Origin of the sequence: Bradyrhizobium sp. HKCCYLRH3097, from assembly GCF_051167875.1 — a bacterium.
Classification (GTDB): Bacteria; Pseudomonadota; Alphaproteobacteria; order Rhizobiales; family Xanthobacteraceae; genus Bradyrhizobium.
On sequence record NZ_JBNPTX010000003.1, the window covers coordinates 162,603 to 178,344 of the forward strand.

The following is a 15,742-nucleotide window of genomic DNA, read 5'->3' on the forward strand; positions in this document are numbered from 1 at the left end:
TCTCCTCAATGTCCGAGATAGGCTTCGATCACGGCCGGGTTGGCCCTGATCTCGTCGGGCTTGCCGATCGCCAGCACCTTGCCCTCCGCCATCACCATGACGCGCGAGCACAGCGACATCACGAACTCCATGTTGTGCTCGATCACCACGAAGGTGGCGCGGCGTTCGCGGTTGATCGCGATCAGCCGCTCCTTGAGGTCGCCCAGCATGGTCGGGTTGACGCCGCCTGCAGGCTCGTCGAGCAGCACCAGCCGCGGGCCGCCCATGAAGGCCATGGCGGCATCGAGCAGCTTCTGCTGACCATAGGACAAGCCACCGGCCGGCTCGTTGGCGAGATGCTCAAGCTTGAAGAAGCCGATCATCTGATCGGCCGTCTCCGTGAGCCCCGCATCCGACGGGCCGAACAGGCGCGACAGCATGCTGCCGCGATGCTCCTGGCCCGCGAGGATCAGATTGTCGCGCACCGACAGTTTCGGGAACACCTGCAGCAGCTGAAATGTGCGGCTGACGCCGAGGCGGTTCAGCTCGGACGGGCGCTGGCCGGTGACGAGCTTGCCGTCGACCCTGACCTCGCCCGCGCTCGGCACCAGCTGGCCGAGGATGCAGTTGAACAAGGTCGACTTGCCGCAGCCGTTGGGGCCGATGAGACCGAGGATTTCGCCCTCGTGCACGTCGAAGCTGACGCCGTTGACGGCGGTGATTCCGCCGAAGCTCTTCTTGACGTCGCGTACGTCGAGAACTGCGGTCATCGCACGGCCTCCAGCTTGGACTGAGCCGCGGCCCGCAACGCGGACGCCGCCTGGGTTCGCCGTGAGCTGAGATAGCGGTCGAGGATGCCGAGAATGCCGCTCGGCGAATAGATCAGCAGCACGATCACGGCGGCCGCATAGAGCATCAGATAATAGCCTTCCGCGAAGCGCAGCCACTCCGGCAGCAGCACCGCGATCATGGCGCCGAGGAACGGTCCCAGCATGAAGCCGGCCCCGCCGACGATGACCATCATCAGGAGGTCGAGCGAGAGCTGCAGGTTAAACGGTACGGGATCGACATATTGCGTCAGCGGCGCATAGAGCACGCCGGAGATGCCGCCGAGCACCGAGCCGATCGCGAACGCCATCAGCGTATAGCGGCGCGTGTCGATGCCGAGCGATTGCGCCCGGATCGGATTTTCGCGCAGCGCCATGAAGGCGCGGCCCCAGGGCGAGCGGATCAGCCACCACATCGCGAGCGTCACGAGGCCGAGGGAGCCGAGACAGAGATAGTAGAACGGCAGCGGCTTGCGGGTCGGGAAGCCGAAGATGTCGGGACGTGGAATGTTGCTGATGCCGTAGATGCCGTTGGTGAGCCAGCTCTCGTTGCGGAACACCAGGAACGCCAGCGTCGAAAACGCGAGCGTGACGAAGGCGAGATAGTGATGCTGAACGCGCAGCGCCGGATAGCCGAGGAGCCAGCCGACGATGAAGCAGATCACGATGACGAGGCCGAGCGCGGCAATCAGCGGCCAGCCATGCGTGGTCAGGATCGCCGCCCCATAGGCGCCAATGCCGACGAAGGCGCCCTGCGCCAGCGACACCTGCCCGGCGTAGCCAAGCGTAAGGTTCAATCCCATCGCGGCGATGGTCATCACGGCCCACTGGCTCAGGATGTACAGGCCGTAGCGGTTGAAGTTCATCGGGATGATGATCAGACCCGCAATGACCACGACGGCCAGCGCGACGAGAAGCAGTCTGCTGTGCTTGCTCATACCGTACGCTCCTCGGCGCGTCCGAGCAGGCCCTGCGGCCGGAACAGGATGACAAGGATCAGCAGCACCATCGGAACGGCGGCGCGATACTGAGTGGAGACGTAGGCGGCAGCTAGGTTGTCGACGACGCCGATCAGGAGACCGCCGGCAATGGCGCCGCGCACCTGGTTGAAGCCGCCAACGATCGCGGCGATGAACGCCGCCTGCCCGAGCACCTCACCGCTGGAAAACTTCGCCAGATAGATCGGCGTGATCAGCAGCGAGGCCAGCGCGACCAGCACGGCATTGATCAGGAAGGTCAGGAGGATCATACGCTCGACGGGCACGCCGATGATGCGCGCCACCGTGGGATTCTGCGCGGCCGCCTGCATCTGATGGCCGAGCGAGGTGCGGTTCAACAGCGTGGTCAATCCGACGACCGCGAGGATCGCGACGGCGAGCACGCCGAGGCTCTGCAGCGAAATCGCCCGGCCCAGGACGGTGACGTCACCTACCGGCACGATCGAAGGGAAAGGCGAGGCCTCGGCGCTGAAGAACTGCTTCACCGCCTCCTTGATCCCGACCGCCAGCGCCATGGTGGCGATCGCCAGCGGCAGCACGCCATGCCGCAGCATCGGATCGACCAGCAGCATCTTGAAGGCGAGACCGAGCAGAAGTGCCGACAACAGGATGCCGACGAGAACCGCGAGCCAGAACGGCGCGCCGAGATGCATCACCGCGAGCATCAGGAAGGCCGGCAGCATCACGAACTCGCCCTGGGCGAAGTTGATGGTCTGCGAGGTCTGCCACAGCAAGGTGAAGCCGACGGCAACGAGCGCGTAGATGGCGCCGGTGGCGAGACCCGCCACGATCAGATCGAGCAGATTGGACATCGTTTCCCCCTAAGCCTTTGGGTGACGGCGGCACTGGCATCCCCTCCGGCGCCGCCGGTCGACCGTTGTTCTCAGTTGAGCTTCGGCAGCACCTGCTTGACGACCTGCTTGCCTTCGACCACCTCGACCAGGAAGCCCTGGCGATCGATGTCGCCATTCTGGTCGAAGGTGACGTCCATCAGGATGTTCGGCTCGGCCGATGTCTTGATGGTCAGGCCGTGCAGCGTATCGGCAAACGCCTTGGAGTCGACCTTGCCCATCTTCTCGGTCGTGGCCTTGACCATGTAGATGGCGAGATAGCCCTTCAGGCCGTTATGGTCGGGCACGTAGTTGTACTTCTTCACGAAGCGGTCGCGGAACGCCTTGATGGCCTCGACCGGCGCATCGGTGGTGAGGCCGACATGGCCGCGAGCCCCGTTGGCCGCATCACCGGCGAGCTCGATGACCTTCTGGCCGACCAGCGTGGTCTCGCCGATCAGCGGCGCCGTCACGCCCTGGCGCTTGATCTCCTTGAGGATGCGCGCGCTCTCTTCCTCGTTGACATAGATGAAGACGGCATCCGGCGCGGCCGCCTTGATCTTGCTGACGTCGGCGGCGAAGTCGGCCTGGCCGGCTTCGGTCGACAGGTCGGCCGCGACCTTGATGCCAAGGCGGTTGAACTCCTTGGTGATGACGTCGCGTCCGCCGCGGCCGAAGTCGTTGTTGACCCAGACCACCGCCACCGACTTCGCCTTGATCTCGTCGTTGATGTACTTGGCGACCTTCGGCATCGACGATTGCTGGCCGAACGAGGTGCGGAACAGGAACTTGTTGCCGGCCTGCGTCAGCTCGGCCGCCTCGCCGCCCATGATCTGCGTGATGCCGGCTTCGGCCGCCAGCGGCGCCGTCACCTTCACCGATCCGGAATAGCCGGGCCCGAGCAGCACATAGGGCTCGGCGTCGAGCGCCTTCTGCACCTGGGCACGGGCGACGCCGGGGTTCGACTGCGAGTCGGCGTGGCTCACCTCGATCTTGCGGCCGAGAATGCCGCCCTTGGCGTTGATCTCCTCGACCGCGAGGTCGATGCCGTTCTTCCAGTTGGTGCCGACGGTCGCGCCACCGCCGGACAGCTCGGCGACGTTGGCGATCTTGATGGGGGCACCGGACTGCGCGTAGGCGGCTCCGGACAGCAGCACGGCCGAGCACAGTCCGGCCAGGATGATCGATCTCACGTTGTTTCCTCCTCTGCTCTAAACGCTTGTTTGCGTTTCTTGCTTGAACGACTTGTTCCGCCGCGTATTGGCGGTCGGCTCAGGCGGCGTCAACCGCCGGATATCTCTCCGCCATGTGATTGTCGAAGGCCGCCCCCATCGCCTCGGTCGAAGGCACAAGGTCGGTGAACAATTCGAAGGCGTCCGCGGCCTGGTAAATCGCGAGCTCGCGGCCGAGCAGGACCTGAGCGCCCTTGGCCCTGGCGGCTTTCAGCAGCGGAGTCCAGAGCGGAGAATAGACCGCGTCGGCGACCCAGAGGTCGGCACGCAGCAAGTGATCCGGCACCGGCGTACCGCGGTTCGGCAGCATCCCGATCGGTGTGCCGTTGACGACAGCCACCGCTCCCTGAAGCGCGTCTTCGACGCTGTCGACGACAGTCACCGTGGTGCCGGCAGGCAGCAGGCTCGCGAGCTTCGCGGCGCGCGCCCGCTCGGTGTCATAGATCCGCAGCCCAGCGACTTTGAGGTTCGCAAGTGCGAAGGCAATCGCCTTGCCGACTCCGCCGGCCCCGATCAGCGCCACGACGCCGCGATGGCTCTGGCTGACCAGCGGCGCCACCGCGCGCTCGAAGCCGGTGGTATCGGTGTTGTGGCCGATCAGCCGGCCGTCGCGGACGACGACGGTATTCACGGCGCCCATCGCCGCCGCCTTCGGCGCCAACTCGTCGAGCAGCTCGACCACGGCTTCCTTGTAGGGATAGGTCACGTTGACGCCGGCAAAGCCGAGCCGGCGCACGCCCTCCAGCAGCATCGCCAGTCCGGCACGATCCGCGCCGGCGACCTCGATCAGCTGATAATGGCAGCGCACGCCGAGCGCCGCCGCGGCGTGCTCGTGCATGGCGGGAGAGGCCGAATGCGCGATCGGGGCACCGATCAAGCCGGTCAGGAATTTTCGGGCTTTGAGCGCGGAAAGATCAGGCACGTTCGCTTTTGTCTCTTGCTGCTGTGACGTGCGAGCGCCGCACGCGCGGATTTCGTTGCAGACGATAGCGCGTCCGCTCGCTAACACAATTACTCAAATATCGGCTGAACCTAACATCATGTTATTTTTTTCCGCCACCGGATTTCGCCGGTTTGGCCACCTGACGTCGGCCGGGCTCCAGCGCGCGCATCTCCGCGCGCAAGCAGTCGATGAAGTGTTCGGCGTAGAGCGACAGCGGCGTACCGCGCTTGACCGCGATGTAGGTGTCGAACCGCGTCGGCTCGGCGATCTTGATCAACTCAATGCCGGGATAGCCGCCATGCGCGACCGTGAACTGGTCGATCACAGCGATGCCGAGCCCGGCCTTCACCAGCGCGCAGACTGTGGTGCCAAAGCGCGCCTTGATCGAGATATTGTAGCTGAGTTTGTTGCGCGCGAAGATCTCGGCCATGATCCGGCCGTAGGGGTCGTTGGGATCGATGCCGATCAGCGGATAGCGCGTCATCTCGGCAGCCGAGACCTGCTTGCGGCCGGCGAGCTCGTGTCCCGGCGGCACGATGCAGAACAATTCGCCTGAGGCCAGCGGCAGGAATTCGAGCCCGGAATGATCGAGCCGGTAGCTCATCGCCACGCACTCGCCCTTTCCCAGCATCAGATAGTCGATCGCCTCCTCGATCTTGAGGATGTTGATGTCGATGCCCAAATCAGGATAGCGGCGGCGGACGCGCTCGATCGCGCGCGGCACCATCACCTGGGAGATGCTGGGCACCGAGCCGACGCGCAGTTCCGACAGCGCGCCACGGCCGATGTTGGAGATGATGTAGCTGAGATCGTCGACCTTCTCGTAGACGCTGTTGATCTGCTCGAAGATGTTCTGCGCCTCGGGCGTCGGGAAGTAGCGGCCGTTCTGGCGCTGGAAGAAGCGGATGCCGAGCGAGCGCTCGGTGTATTTCACCAGACGGCTGACGCCCGGTGCCGACACCTTTAGCAGGCGCGCGGCGCCGTTGATGGTGCCCGTCACCATGACCGCGCGAATGACCTCGACCTGTCGCAAGGTCATCATCGGCGCGGTCTCCGCACGCCGTCAGCCGGCATCATGGACTGCCCGGCGGCGTCAGCACGACCGGCGGACGCGGCACCGGCCGTGGGCGCGGCGGCAGCGCACCCGGCGCGGGCTTGATCTCGACCGGCGGCGGCAAGGGCGCGACCTGCGGCTGGCTCGATGCCATCGGTGCCGCCGGCTGAGGCGCAGGGGCGGGAGCCGAGAGCGGCGGGGTCAGCGGCGGCACGACGGCGCGCGGACCACCGAGCTTGGTGCGCGGCTCGCGCCGCGGATCACGACCGGGCAGCGGCACGTCGGCCGCGCTCGGTGCCGCCGGGCCAGCCTCGGGTGCACCGGGCAGCGACGCCGTCGACGACGGATAGGCCGGCGGCACCTCGCCGCGCGCGATCGCATCCAGCCGCCGCGTCTCGCGATCGATGGCACGCACCGCCAGCCACGACGACAGCGAGGTGACGTCGACCGCGCGCGTCAGCGCCTCGGACGTCCCGACCACGAACAGCTGGATCTCGGGACGGCTATTGGCATTGCCGACCGTGCTCGTGCTCAGGCTGACGCGAATGTCGGCCTGATCGGCCGGAATGTCGAAGCCACCGGAGACGATGGCACGGGCGCCCTGCGCTTCGAGCGTGGTGGCGCCGACACGCAGCCGGCCATCGCGGATGATGAAGGGGATCTGCGCAGCCGTGACCGGCAACGTCCCCGATGCCAGCACCGGCTCGATCACCTGCCGCAACTTGCCGTCGTCGCTCACCTGGCCTGCGTCGGCCGCGCGCAACGCCGCATCGAACGCCCGCGGGTCGAGATTGGGGAGCGCCGCATTGTCAAGCGTCACCGTGCCATTGCCCGAGAGCGCATTGATCATTGCCTGCACGCTGCGTCCTTCGGCGGCGAGCGTCATCTGCGCCGAAACCTTGCCGGCCGGCATCTTCAGGCTGTGATAGCGTAGCGCGTTGCCGTCAATACCGGCCAACTCGACGCGGCCGTTCAGGACGAGACCATTCGCGTTGGAGCGCGCATCCACGGTCGCGTTGACGTCGCCGCCGCCGAGCTTGCCCTTGAGATTCTCGATGGTCAGCGACTGGCCGTCGCTCTTGATGGCGCCGCCCAGCGGACGCAGATCAGTGCCGTTCAGAATGGCGCCGCTGAGGGCCTGAAACGAGACGCGTCCGCGCCATCCCTTCAAGAGACCGGCGCCCAAAGGCTCGGCCGACTCACGCCCGGCCCCGCCGATCAGCACCGAGAACACTTGCGGCACGTCGAGCGCGTCCAGCCCGAGTTCGCCGTCGATCTGCTTGTCGTCATCGAGCACCAGCGCGAGCCGGCCACGCAGCCGCGATCCGCCGACCGTGCTGTCGATGTCGTCGAGCGTCACGCGATTGTTGGAAAGACCAAGACGGCCGAACAGCCGGATGTTCTGCGCCGCCGGATCCTGCGGCTTCAATCCGAACAACGGCGACAGGTTGGCGCTGCGCAGGCGCAGATTGACGTTGGCCTTGGCGGTGTCGCCCCAGGGATCGACGGAGCCTTGCGCATCGCCATCGAGACCGGCGCCTGACAGCTTCGCATTCACCCGCAGCGGCGTCCGCCAGCTGCCGGTCACGCTGGCGTCGAACTGGGCCGGACCGTTGCCCGCCGCCGCGACGCGATCGAGTCCGAGCAGCGCCAGCACGGCACTGCCCTGCTCCGACGACACCCGGCTCTCGATTCCAAGCTCGGTTCGATCGATCGCATCGAGCTCGAAGCTGCGCAGCGCCGCCGCCGACGGTTTTGCCGTCAGCGTCGCCGAGCCCTTGAGTTGCGGCGCGTCGAGATCGAGCACCGCCTTGGCCTGGCTGCGATCGGCATTGGCCGGATCCTTGGCGAGATCGAGCGTGAGCTTCAGCCGGGCGGCACCGGCAGGCGTGCCGAGCGCATCGAAGCGGGCGGCGATCTGCGGCGCCAGCGGCTGCACCAGCGCAGTGATCTCCTTGAGCGAGCCGGCCATCGAGGTCACCACCAGCCGCCCGGTTGCATCGGCGCGATCGAACCGGCCGGAGCCCTCGCTCGTCACGCCGCTGCTTTGGCCGAACTTGATCTGGTCGATGGCGATGGTCTTGGGATCGTAGGAAAAGCGCGCGGTGAGCGGACGCAGCTCCTGGCCGCTGAGCTTGGCGCGGCCGACGTCCAGCGCCACGCTGGCCTCCGCCGGCCACTCGCCGGTAACGCCGACCAGCGAACGGGTCACGGCCATCGCCGCGTCGAGATCGAGCCGATCGCCCTTCAGCACCGCCTCGAAACGCGAGCCCGGCCCCGCTGGCCGGTTGACGAGGGCGACGCGTCCATCAACGGAGCCGCCGTCGATGTCGGCCTTGAGGCTGTCGATCGCGACCCGCTCCGGCGCCACGTTGAGGTCGCCACGCAGCCGCAGCGGACGCTGCGTGCGATAGCTGCTGTCGCTGCGGCCCTGCAGCCAGGCCACCAGCGTGTCGGGCTCCGACGATTCGAGATCAAGCGCGCCGGTGAAGCCCGATGTGACCGAGGTCGAGATGCCGATGGTCCGGAAGGTCAGCCGTGTCGAGCCGGGCGCGCGCAGATCGACCTTTTCGAGGCTCCATGCCGAAGGCTCGTTGTGGAGGTCGGCAGTAAAGTTCTGCACCGGGCGGCCGGAAAGCATGATCTGCTCGGTCGCGAACTGCACGTTGGCCGGCATCGGCAGGGTCGGCAGTTGTGCGATCCAATTGCGCAGCGCCGGCAGCACCAGCGCGGGCGCGATCGCCCGTCGATCCTTGATGTCGTCACCGCCGGCCAGGAGCTTGTCGGCATCGAGCTGGCGTGCGGACAGTGAGGCTTTCAGCACGGGGGCGGCGCCGAAACGGACGTCGCCGCTGCCCGCGAATTTGAGCGAGCGATCCTCCTGGCCGAAGCTGACCTCGATCTGGTCGAGCTTGGCCGACGCCTGGTCGCCGACGATCTTGGTGGCGATGCGCCAAGGCGTCGCGCCGGCCTGGTTCAGCGGACCCGCCTTGGCCTGTTGAGCCTGCTTTGCGGATGGCTCCTTCACAGGCTGGGCGGGCTTGTCGTTGTCGGCGCCCTGCTCCTTCGGGGGCGACGACAGCGTCAGCGCGCCCTCGAACTTCGGCGAGCGGTTGGGGAAGCTGATGAGGCCTTCGATGTCGGCCATCACGGGACGCTCGCCCGGGTCGATGTTGAGGTGGACGCGCAGGCCGTTGGAGTCCTTGTCCTGGCTCGACGACACCCGGAACGGGTAGCGGCCGCCGCGGATCGACACCGCGCCATCGCCGCGCAGCGAACCGGCCAGCGAACGCACGTCGCCGGAGAAGACGATGTCGGCCAGTTCCAGCGTCGAGCGGCTGGCCGCGTCGTGCAGCGCGACACGGCCGGTGAGGTTGAGCCGGTCGATGGCGAGCGCGGCCAGATCGAAGCGGCCGGAGGCTGCCGGCAGGTCGACCTGACCCTTGGCATCGAGGCCGAGATCGGCCGCCATGCCGCCGATGGTAAGCTCGTTCGCCCGCCACTGCCCCCGCATGAGGTCGCCGAGGCTGAATTCGACGTCGAGCTTGTCGGCGCGCAGCTTGCCGAGGTGGTTGGCGCCGCCGAAGGTGACCTGGCGCAGCCGCAGCGTCGGCGTCGGCAAAAGCCGTGCGTCCAGCGCACCGGCGACCCGCACGGGCACGCCAATGATCTTGCCCGCCTCGGCCTCGAACTGCGGCCGGAACTGGTTCCAGTCGACGAAGTACGGGCCGATCAGCGCAGCAAGGAGCGCAAGGATGAAGGCAATCGCCAAGCCGAGCAGGGTCGTCTGCACGGGGTCTCCCTCAAAGGACAACGCTCCGGCGTCCCAACCTTAAAACCAATGCGGCCGCGGCCCACTGGCATCGATACCGGAGCGCTGCATCATATAGGATTAAGTATGGCGAAGTCACAGCGCTGTCGGTCTTTCCGGGGCGTTGGACAACTCCGTTGACGAAGATGGTTACCAGTGGGCCGGCAGCCGTTTGAGGCCGCGCAGCACGAAGGTCGGCCGCCAGTCCGGGTTGTCCGGATCGTCCAGCTTCAGCTCCGGCAGCCGCCGCAGCAGGGTTCCGATGGCGATCTCGGCCTCGATCCGGGCAAGCTGCGCGCCCAGGCAATGATGGATGCCGCCGCCGAACGACAGCGGCTTCACGTTTGGCCTGGTGATATCGAGCTGCTCCGGATTGTCCGGATACACCGCGGGATCGCGGTTGGCCGAGCCGAGCAGACACAGCACGCTCTCGCCCGCAGGAATCCGCCGGCCGCCGAGATCCTCGATATCCTCGAGCGCGACCCGCCCGGTGAGCTGCACCGAGGAATCGTAGCGCAGGAATTCCTCGATCGCGTTCGTGATCAGCTCCGGCCGCGCCTTCAAGAGCGCCAGCTGCTCCGGGTTGCGGTGCAGCGCCAGCAGGCCGTTGCCGATCAGGTTGACCGTGGTCTCGTGTCCCGCGCCGAACAGCAGGATGATGTTGGCGGTCAGTTCCTCATGGCTGAGCTTGGCACCGTCCTCCTCGGCCTGCAGCAGCTGCGTCGTCAGGTCGTCGCCCGGATGTTTCCGGCGCAGCTCGAACAGGTGCTGGAAATACGCCTTGGACACGGCATTGCCGGCATTGCCCTCGGCAATCTCGGCCTTGGACAGCGGCACCGGCTCGAGCAGGCGGCCGCCCTCGCGCGAGCTCTTGTAGAACGCCTCGCGATGCTCCTCGGGAATCCCAAGCATGTCGCAGATGACGGTGACCGGCAGCTTGAACGCGAAGTCCTCGATCAGATCCATCCGGCCCTGCGGAATCACCGCGTCGAGCGTGCGGTCGACGATCTCCTGGATGCGCGGCCGCATGTCCTCGACCCGCCGCGCCGTGAACGCCTTCACGACGAGGCCGCGCAGCCGGGTGTGGTCCGGCGGGTCCTGCTGCAGCATCCAATGCCGCATGCTTTGGAACACCGGCTCCTGCATGATGTCGGGGCCGTAGCGCCGAATCGAACGCGCGACGAAGTCCTTGCCGAAGCGCTTATCGCGCAGCACTAGGCTCGATTCCGCGTGCCGGCTGGCGAGGAACGCGCCGAACGGCGTCACATGCATCGGATCGTTGTCGCGCAGTTGCGCATAGAAGGGATAGGGATCGCGGATGAACTCCGGCGACAGCGGATTGAACAGCGGCGCGGCCTTGGCGGCCTGGACATGCTCGTTCATGGGGTTCCTCTCCCTGGATTGGCCGATTAGCTCACGGCCGCGGCGCGATGGCAAGTCGGCCCCGATCACACATCATGCCGCCGCCCCCGCCGTCTTTAACCTGTGCAACTGGCCGGCGACGAGGCGGACCCGGCGGGGGGCCGCGATCCAGATCGCCGCCGCCGAGACGAAGGCGCCGAGGAAGGCGATCACGAAGCCCGGCGTGTAGCTCAGGGTGTAGTCATACAGCACGCCGGTCACCCACGGCCCCGCTGCGCCGCCGCACAGCCCGATCAACATCAGCGTTCCGAAGATGCTGCCGAAATGCGCCCCCTGGAATATTTCCAGCGCGACCGCGCCCATCACCGAGGTCAGGCCGTAGCCCAGCGCGCCCTGCGTCGCCACCATGACGTAGATCAGCACCAGCGACGGCGCGGCCTTGAGCGCGATCAGCGCGGCGAAGCAGATCGCGAAGCCGAGACAGCCTAATCCCCACACCGCCTCGCGCCCCAGGCGATCCGACAAATGGCCGAGTGCGATCTGGCCGGGTATCCCGAGCAGGCTGACGGCCCCGAGCGCCCACACCGCGACGCTCGAGCTGAAGCCGATCTCGAGCAGGTATTTCGTCTGGTGCACCTGCACCGCGTACCAGACATAGAGCCCGAAGAAATAGCCCAGCGCGAGCCACCAGAACCGGCCCGTGCGCAGCGCGCGCGACAACGTCCAGTCGGTGCCGGCCCAGGCGGCGTCGACGACGTTGGAGACCGGCTTGGCCGCGTGGGCGAGCGGCGCGGCGTCGCCGTCGGGGCGCAGGCCGATCTCCTCCGGCTTCTTGCGCAGCAAGAGATTGATCGGCGCCAGCACGACCAGCACGACGATGCCCATCGCGGTGCAGGCCGTGCGCCAGTTGGTCTGCGCGATCATGTGCTGCACCCACGGCAACAGCGTCATCGAGCCGACGCCGACGCCGGCGAAGGCGATGCCGATCGCCAGCCCGCGGCGGCGAATGAACCAGTTCGGCAGGAACAAGGACTGGCCGGAATAGCCAAGGCAGACGCTGCCGGCGCCGACCATCACGCCGATGGTGAGGTACAGATGCCAGGGCTGCGTGGTCAGCGGCGCGAGCAGGAGACCGCCGGCCATCAGCACGACGCCGAGCTCCATTACGGCCCGCGGGCCGGTGCGATCCATCAGCCGTCCGATCAGCGGACTGACGATTCCGGAGGCAACGAAGCCGAACGAGAACGCGCCGGCGGTGACGCCGCGGTCCCAGCCGAATTCGGCGAGAACAGGCGGATAGAACAGCGAGAACGCCGTGCGTGCATTGACGCCGACGGCCATCGTCACGAAAGTCACGGCGACGATGACCCACCCATAAAAGAACGGCAGGCGCATTGTTGTTTCACTCCCTGGTGCATCCTTCGCATCATCTGCATGCGGAGGGGTCAAGGATTTTCTACGCCGCGCCATCCCGTGTCAGTTACCTCCGAGGTCATGTGTGCGGCGCACAGATTGGAGGCAGCTCCTCTCCTCCGTCATGGCGAGCGCAGCGAAGCAATCCAGACTCGTGCCGCGGAGAGATTCTGGATTGCTTCGCTGCGCTCGCAATGACGATTGTGGCGATAGCTTGAATCCATCGATCGAACAGACGCGCGTCTGCAATTCCGCGGCATGACATGCCCGGGCTGTGCAACGTCCGTTCACCCTCATCGAACAGGAGGGCGCAGGGAAGGCCGGGCGCTGGCCGCGCCCGTGGCCCGCCTGCTCAAAAAAATGCAGGCGGCAGGTACCACAGGTTCAGCCGAGATCACCCGGCCCTCCCTGCGCGATGGTCTTCACGCTTATATGCAGGCTTCCTGGCGCTCGGCTTGTTGGCCGCCATGCGCGACAACGCGTTTCACGCGTTGCGCGGTGATACCAGCGTCGAGGTATCAGAACCCTGCAACTTCACGTCCGCAAGAGCTTCGTTCGTCCGCACATCGAAAGGACATGCTGCGAGTTCTCGCGGCCACCGCTCCCCGCCTCGCGTGTCGTGACGATCGCGCGCAACGCCCCTCCGCAAGTGAGGCGGGATGCGCGGAAGGATCGCGGTGATTTGCCCGACGACGCAAGCGAAATGACTGCGACAAAGTAACCCGTCGGGCAAAATGGACCCGACGGGCAGATGCAGATCGAACTAACAAGTCAGCGGCTCACGCCGCAGCCTTCGCCTCGTCTGCGCCGTGGAACGCATACACGTCCATGCGCAGCACGCCGTAATTGGCGCTGTTGTGCAGGCGCTCCACGCGGGCGCCCTCGCCAGCGGCGCCGAGCGCGGCGAACAGCGGCAGGAAGTGCTCGTCGGTCGGATGGTTGTCGCGCGCGTGCGGGGCGAGACGGCGGTAGTCGACGAGATCGTCGACGCGACCCTCGATCGCGGCCTGGTGCACCCAGTCGGCGAAGTCGACCACCCAGGACGGCGCGGGATCGTCGATGTCGAGCCGGCGCTTGCGGAACTCGCCGAGATTGTGGGTGAAGCTGCCGCTGCCGATGATCAGCACGCCCTCCTCGCGCAGCGGCGCCAGCGCACGGCCGAGCGCGAGATGATGCGCAGGGCCCTGCTCGGTCTGGATCGAGAGCTGCAGCACCGGAATGTCGGCCTGCGGGTACATCAGGAGCAGCGGCACCCAGGCGCCGTGATCGAGGCCGCGCTCGCGGTCGATGCCGACCGGCAGGCCGGCCGCCTGCAACCGCGCCGCGACGGCCCGCGCGAGATCGGGCGCCCCCGGCGCGGGATAGCGCAACTGATAGAGCTCGCGCGGAAAGCCGTAGAAGTCGTAGATGGTCTCGTTGGTGGCGACCGCATTGACGGCGGGGATGTCGGTCTCCCAATGCGCCGAGATCACCAGGATCGCCTTCGGCCGCGGCAGGCTGCCGCCGAGGCCGACGAGGAAGTCGCGGGCGGCCGAATCCGTGAGCGGCAGCATCGGCGAACCATGCGACAGGAAGATGCTGGGCAGGGTCATGTCATCTCTCCTCGGGCGATATAGGGATGTCCACCTGTCAACCCAACCCACAGCCGTCGTCCCTGCGAAAGCAGGGACCCATACCGCGTGATCAGCATTTGAGGCAGGCTGCGCGTCGACCAGCGTGCTCGACCCAAGTCCGCTTGTGGTTATGGGTCCCCGCGTTCGCGGGGACGACACTGAGATTGTCGCGGCAGTCAACCAACCATGACGATCAGTGTGCGCTGCGGAGCTGACCGCCGGCAAGGCTGCTGCGCAGGCCCCCCAGCGCATAGGCGCCGTCGCCGAGCAGGGCCTGGATCACCAGGGTGACGGCCCAGAACGCCGGATACTCCCAGCCGCCCTTCGGATTGTTGAAGAAGAACCCGGCAGAGCCATGCACGGTGAAGATGGCGCCGAGCAGGATCGGCACGGCGGCGAGCGCGACCCAGCGGGTGGCGATGCCGAGGATCAGGGCAATGCCGGCCAGGATCTCGGCGGCGATCACGAGATAGGCCAGCTCGGGCGGCAGGCCGATGCTGCCGAAGAACTTTGCGGTGCCGGCCGGGCTGAAGACGAACAGCTTGAGGCTGGCATGGGCCAGGAACAGCCCGCCAAGAGTCAGGCGGAGCAGGAGCGCGGCATAAGGCGCAGTACGGGAATCGATCATCGGGACCTCCGTGGGGACTTCCCGCCATATGGATCATTTCCCCTCAGACGATAATCCGCTACAATGGAAAATCAGTTCACACTCCGAGAGTGAGATGATCCAGTGTTGGACCGGCTGACCGGACTGGAGGTGCTCTCGAAGGTGGCCGGCTGCGGAAGCCTGTCGGGCGCGGCCCGCCTGCTCGGCATGTCGCCGACCATGGTGACAAAACACCTCGCGGCGCTGGAGACGCGACTCGGCACCAAGCTGTTTCACCGCACCACGCGCCGGCTGACCATCACCGAGGCCGGACGCCGCTATCTCGACCTTGCCGAGCGCGTGCTCGGCGACTTCGAGGCGGCCGAGAGCGCGATCGCGGCCGACCGCGTCGAGCCGCGCGGGCTGTTGCGGCTCAATGTCCCGCTCGCCTTCGGCACGCGCCAGATCGCGCCGCTGCTTGCCGGCTTCGCCGCGCTCCATCCCGGCGTCAGCGTCGAGCTCGGCCTCAACGACCGGCTCGTCGACCTGATCGAGGAAGGCTGGGATCTCGCGATCCGCATCGGCACGCTCAAGGACTCCAGCCTGGTGGCGCGGCGGCTCGCGCCGTGCCGGATGACGGTCTGCGCCGCGCCATCCTATCTCGCCGCGCATGGGACACCGCGCACCACGGCCGATCTCGCCGGCCACAACTGCCTCGGCTACACGCTGGCGGCGGCCGGCCCGTCACGCTGGCGCATGGGCGGCAAGGCCGCGGTCGATGTCACGGTGAGCGGCAATCTGCGCGCCAACAATGGCGATGCGCTGCTCGCCGCGGCGTTGGCCGGACAGGGCGTGATCTACCAGCCGACCTTCATCGTCGGCGACGACATCCGCGCGGGCCGGCTGGTGCCGCTGACGCTCGAGGTGCCGCCCTCGGACCTGCTGGCGGTGCACGCCGTCTATCTGCAGGACCGCACGCCGTCGGCCAAGGTGCGCGCCTTCATCGACCACCTCGCCGCGGCGTTCGCGCCGGAGCCGCCCTGGGATCGCGATCTTGCGTGAGCGGACGAACACATCGACCGTGATGCGCTTGG

At 66.8% G+C, this 15,742-nt stretch carries 12 protein-coding genes; 1 reads left to right on the forward strand and 11 read right to left on the reverse strand.

Annotation, left to right across the window (positions count from 1 at the left end; all coding sequences use genetic code 11):
* Positions 1 to 5: 5 nt before the first annotated feature.
* The 11 genes from ACQR0U_RS09780 to ACQR0U_RS09830 all read right to left on the reverse strand — a co-directional run bounded on the left by ACQR0U_RS09780 (position 6) and on the right by ACQR0U_RS09830 (position 14,690).
* Positions 6 to 749, reverse strand: a complete 744-nt coding sequence (locus ACQR0U_RS09780; RefSeq protein ID WP_315825248.1) for an ABC transporter ATP-binding protein — start codon at positions 747 to 749, stop codon at positions 6 to 8.
* Positions 746 to 1,744 carry a branched-chain amino acid ABC transporter permease gene (locus tag ACQR0U_RS09785; RefSeq protein ID WP_316169794.1) on the reverse strand — a complete coding sequence of 333 codons (999 nt, stop codon included), beginning with the start codon at positions 1,742 to 1,744 and terminating at the stop codon, positions 746 to 748. The genes ACQR0U_RS09780 and ACQR0U_RS09785 overlap by 4 nt, the downstream gene beginning before the upstream one ends.
* A complete protein-coding gene (locus tag ACQR0U_RS09790) occupies positions 1,741 to 2,616 on the reverse strand; it encodes a branched-chain amino acid ABC transporter permease (protein ID WP_315755128.1) in 876 nt (291 codons plus the stop codon). Before ACQR0U_RS09790 ends, ACQR0U_RS09785 begins: the two co-directional genes overlap by 4 nt.
* Before the next feature lie 71 nt (positions 2,617 to 2,687).
* On the reverse strand, positions 2,688 to 3,827 hold the full coding sequence (locus ACQR0U_RS09795; RefSeq protein ID WP_315713381.1) for an ABC transporter substrate-binding protein: 1,140 nt from the start codon (positions 3,825 to 3,827) through the stop codon (positions 2,688 to 2,690).
* A gap of 79 nt (positions 3,828 to 3,906) precedes the next feature.
* Positions 3,907 to 4,788 (reverse strand): shikimate dehydrogenase, encoded by an 882-nt coding sequence (locus ACQR0U_RS09800; RefSeq protein WP_315713382.1) that lies wholly within the window; start codon positions 4,786 to 4,788, stop codon positions 3,907 to 3,909.
* A 121-nt stretch (positions 4,789 to 4,909) separates the two neighbouring features.
* Entirely contained in the window at positions 4,910 to 5,851 is a 942-nt protein-coding gene (locus ACQR0U_RS09805; RefSeq protein WP_315713383.1) for a LysR family transcriptional regulator, read from the reverse strand.
* 31 nt (positions 5,852 to 5,882) lie between these two features.
* Positions 5,883 to 9,656 (reverse strand): AsmA family protein, encoded by a 3,774-nt coding sequence (locus ACQR0U_RS09810; protein WP_434872134.1) that lies wholly within the window; start codon positions 9,654 to 9,656, stop codon positions 5,883 to 5,885.
* A gap of 168 nt (positions 9,657 to 9,824) precedes the next feature.
* Positions 9,825 to 11,057, reverse strand: a complete 1,233-nt coding sequence (locus ACQR0U_RS09815) for a cytochrome P450 (protein WP_315713385.1) — start codon at positions 11,055 to 11,057, stop codon at positions 9,825 to 9,827.
* A gap of 72 nt (positions 11,058 to 11,129) precedes the next feature.
* Positions 11,130 to 12,431 (reverse strand): MFS transporter, encoded by a 1,302-nt coding sequence (locus ACQR0U_RS09820; RefSeq protein ID WP_315752462.1) that lies wholly within the window; start codon positions 12,429 to 12,431, stop codon positions 11,130 to 11,132.
* A gap of 797 nt (positions 12,432 to 13,228) precedes the next feature.
* Entirely contained in the window at positions 13,229 to 14,041 is an 813-nt protein-coding gene (locus tag ACQR0U_RS09825) for a DODA-type extradiol aromatic ring-opening family dioxygenase (RefSeq protein ID WP_315769123.1), read from the reverse strand.
* 214 nt (positions 14,042 to 14,255) lie between these two features.
* Positions 14,256 to 14,690: a DoxX family protein gene (locus tag ACQR0U_RS09830; protein WP_315825251.1), complete on the reverse strand. Its 435-nt coding sequence runs from the start codon at positions 14,688 to 14,690 to the stop codon at positions 14,256 to 14,258.
* Between the two features lie 102 nt (positions 14,691 to 14,792).
* On the opposite strand from ACQR0U_RS09830, the gene ACQR0U_RS09835 reads away from it, so the two are divergent.
* On the forward strand, positions 14,793 to 15,710 hold the full coding sequence (locus ACQR0U_RS09835) for a LysR family transcriptional regulator (RefSeq protein ID WP_434843129.1): 918 nt from the start codon (positions 14,793 to 14,795) through the stop codon (positions 15,708 to 15,710).
* The last annotated feature ends 32 nt before the right edge of the window (positions 15,711 to 15,742 follow it).

Bases quoted from the DNA above. Each gene is read 5' to 3' on its own strand.
- ACQR0U_RS09780 (WP_315825248.1), bottom strand. From the start codon at position 749: ATGACCGCAGTTCTCGACGTACGCGACGTCAAGAAGAGCTTCGGCGGA.
- ACQR0U_RS09785 (WP_316169794.1), bottom strand. From the start codon at position 1,744: ATGAGCAAGCACAGCAGACTGCTTCTCGTCGCGCTGGCCGTCGTGGTC.
- ACQR0U_RS09790 (WP_315755128.1), bottom strand. From the start codon at position 2,616: ATGTCCAATCTGCTCGATCTGATCGTGGCGGGTCTCGCCACCGGCGCC.
- ACQR0U_RS09805 (WP_315713383.1), bottom strand. From the start codon at position 5,851: ATGATGACCTTGCGACAGGTCGAGGTCATTCGCGCGGTCATGGTGACG.
- ACQR0U_RS09815 (WP_315713385.1), bottom strand. From the start codon at position 11,057: ATGAACGAGCATGTCCAGGCCGCCAAGGCCGCGCCGCTGTTCAATCCG.
- ACQR0U_RS09820 (WP_315752462.1), bottom strand. From the start codon at position 12,431: ATGCGCCTGCCGTTCTTTTATGGGTGGGTCATCGTCGCCGTGACTTTC.
- ACQR0U_RS09825 (WP_315769123.1), bottom strand. From the start codon at position 14,041: ATGACCCTGCCCAGCATCTTCCTGTCGCATGGTTCGCCGATGCTGCCG.
- ACQR0U_RS09830 (WP_315825251.1), bottom strand. From the start codon at position 14,690: ATGATCGATTCCCGTACTGCGCCTTATGCCGCGCTCCTGCTCCGCCTG.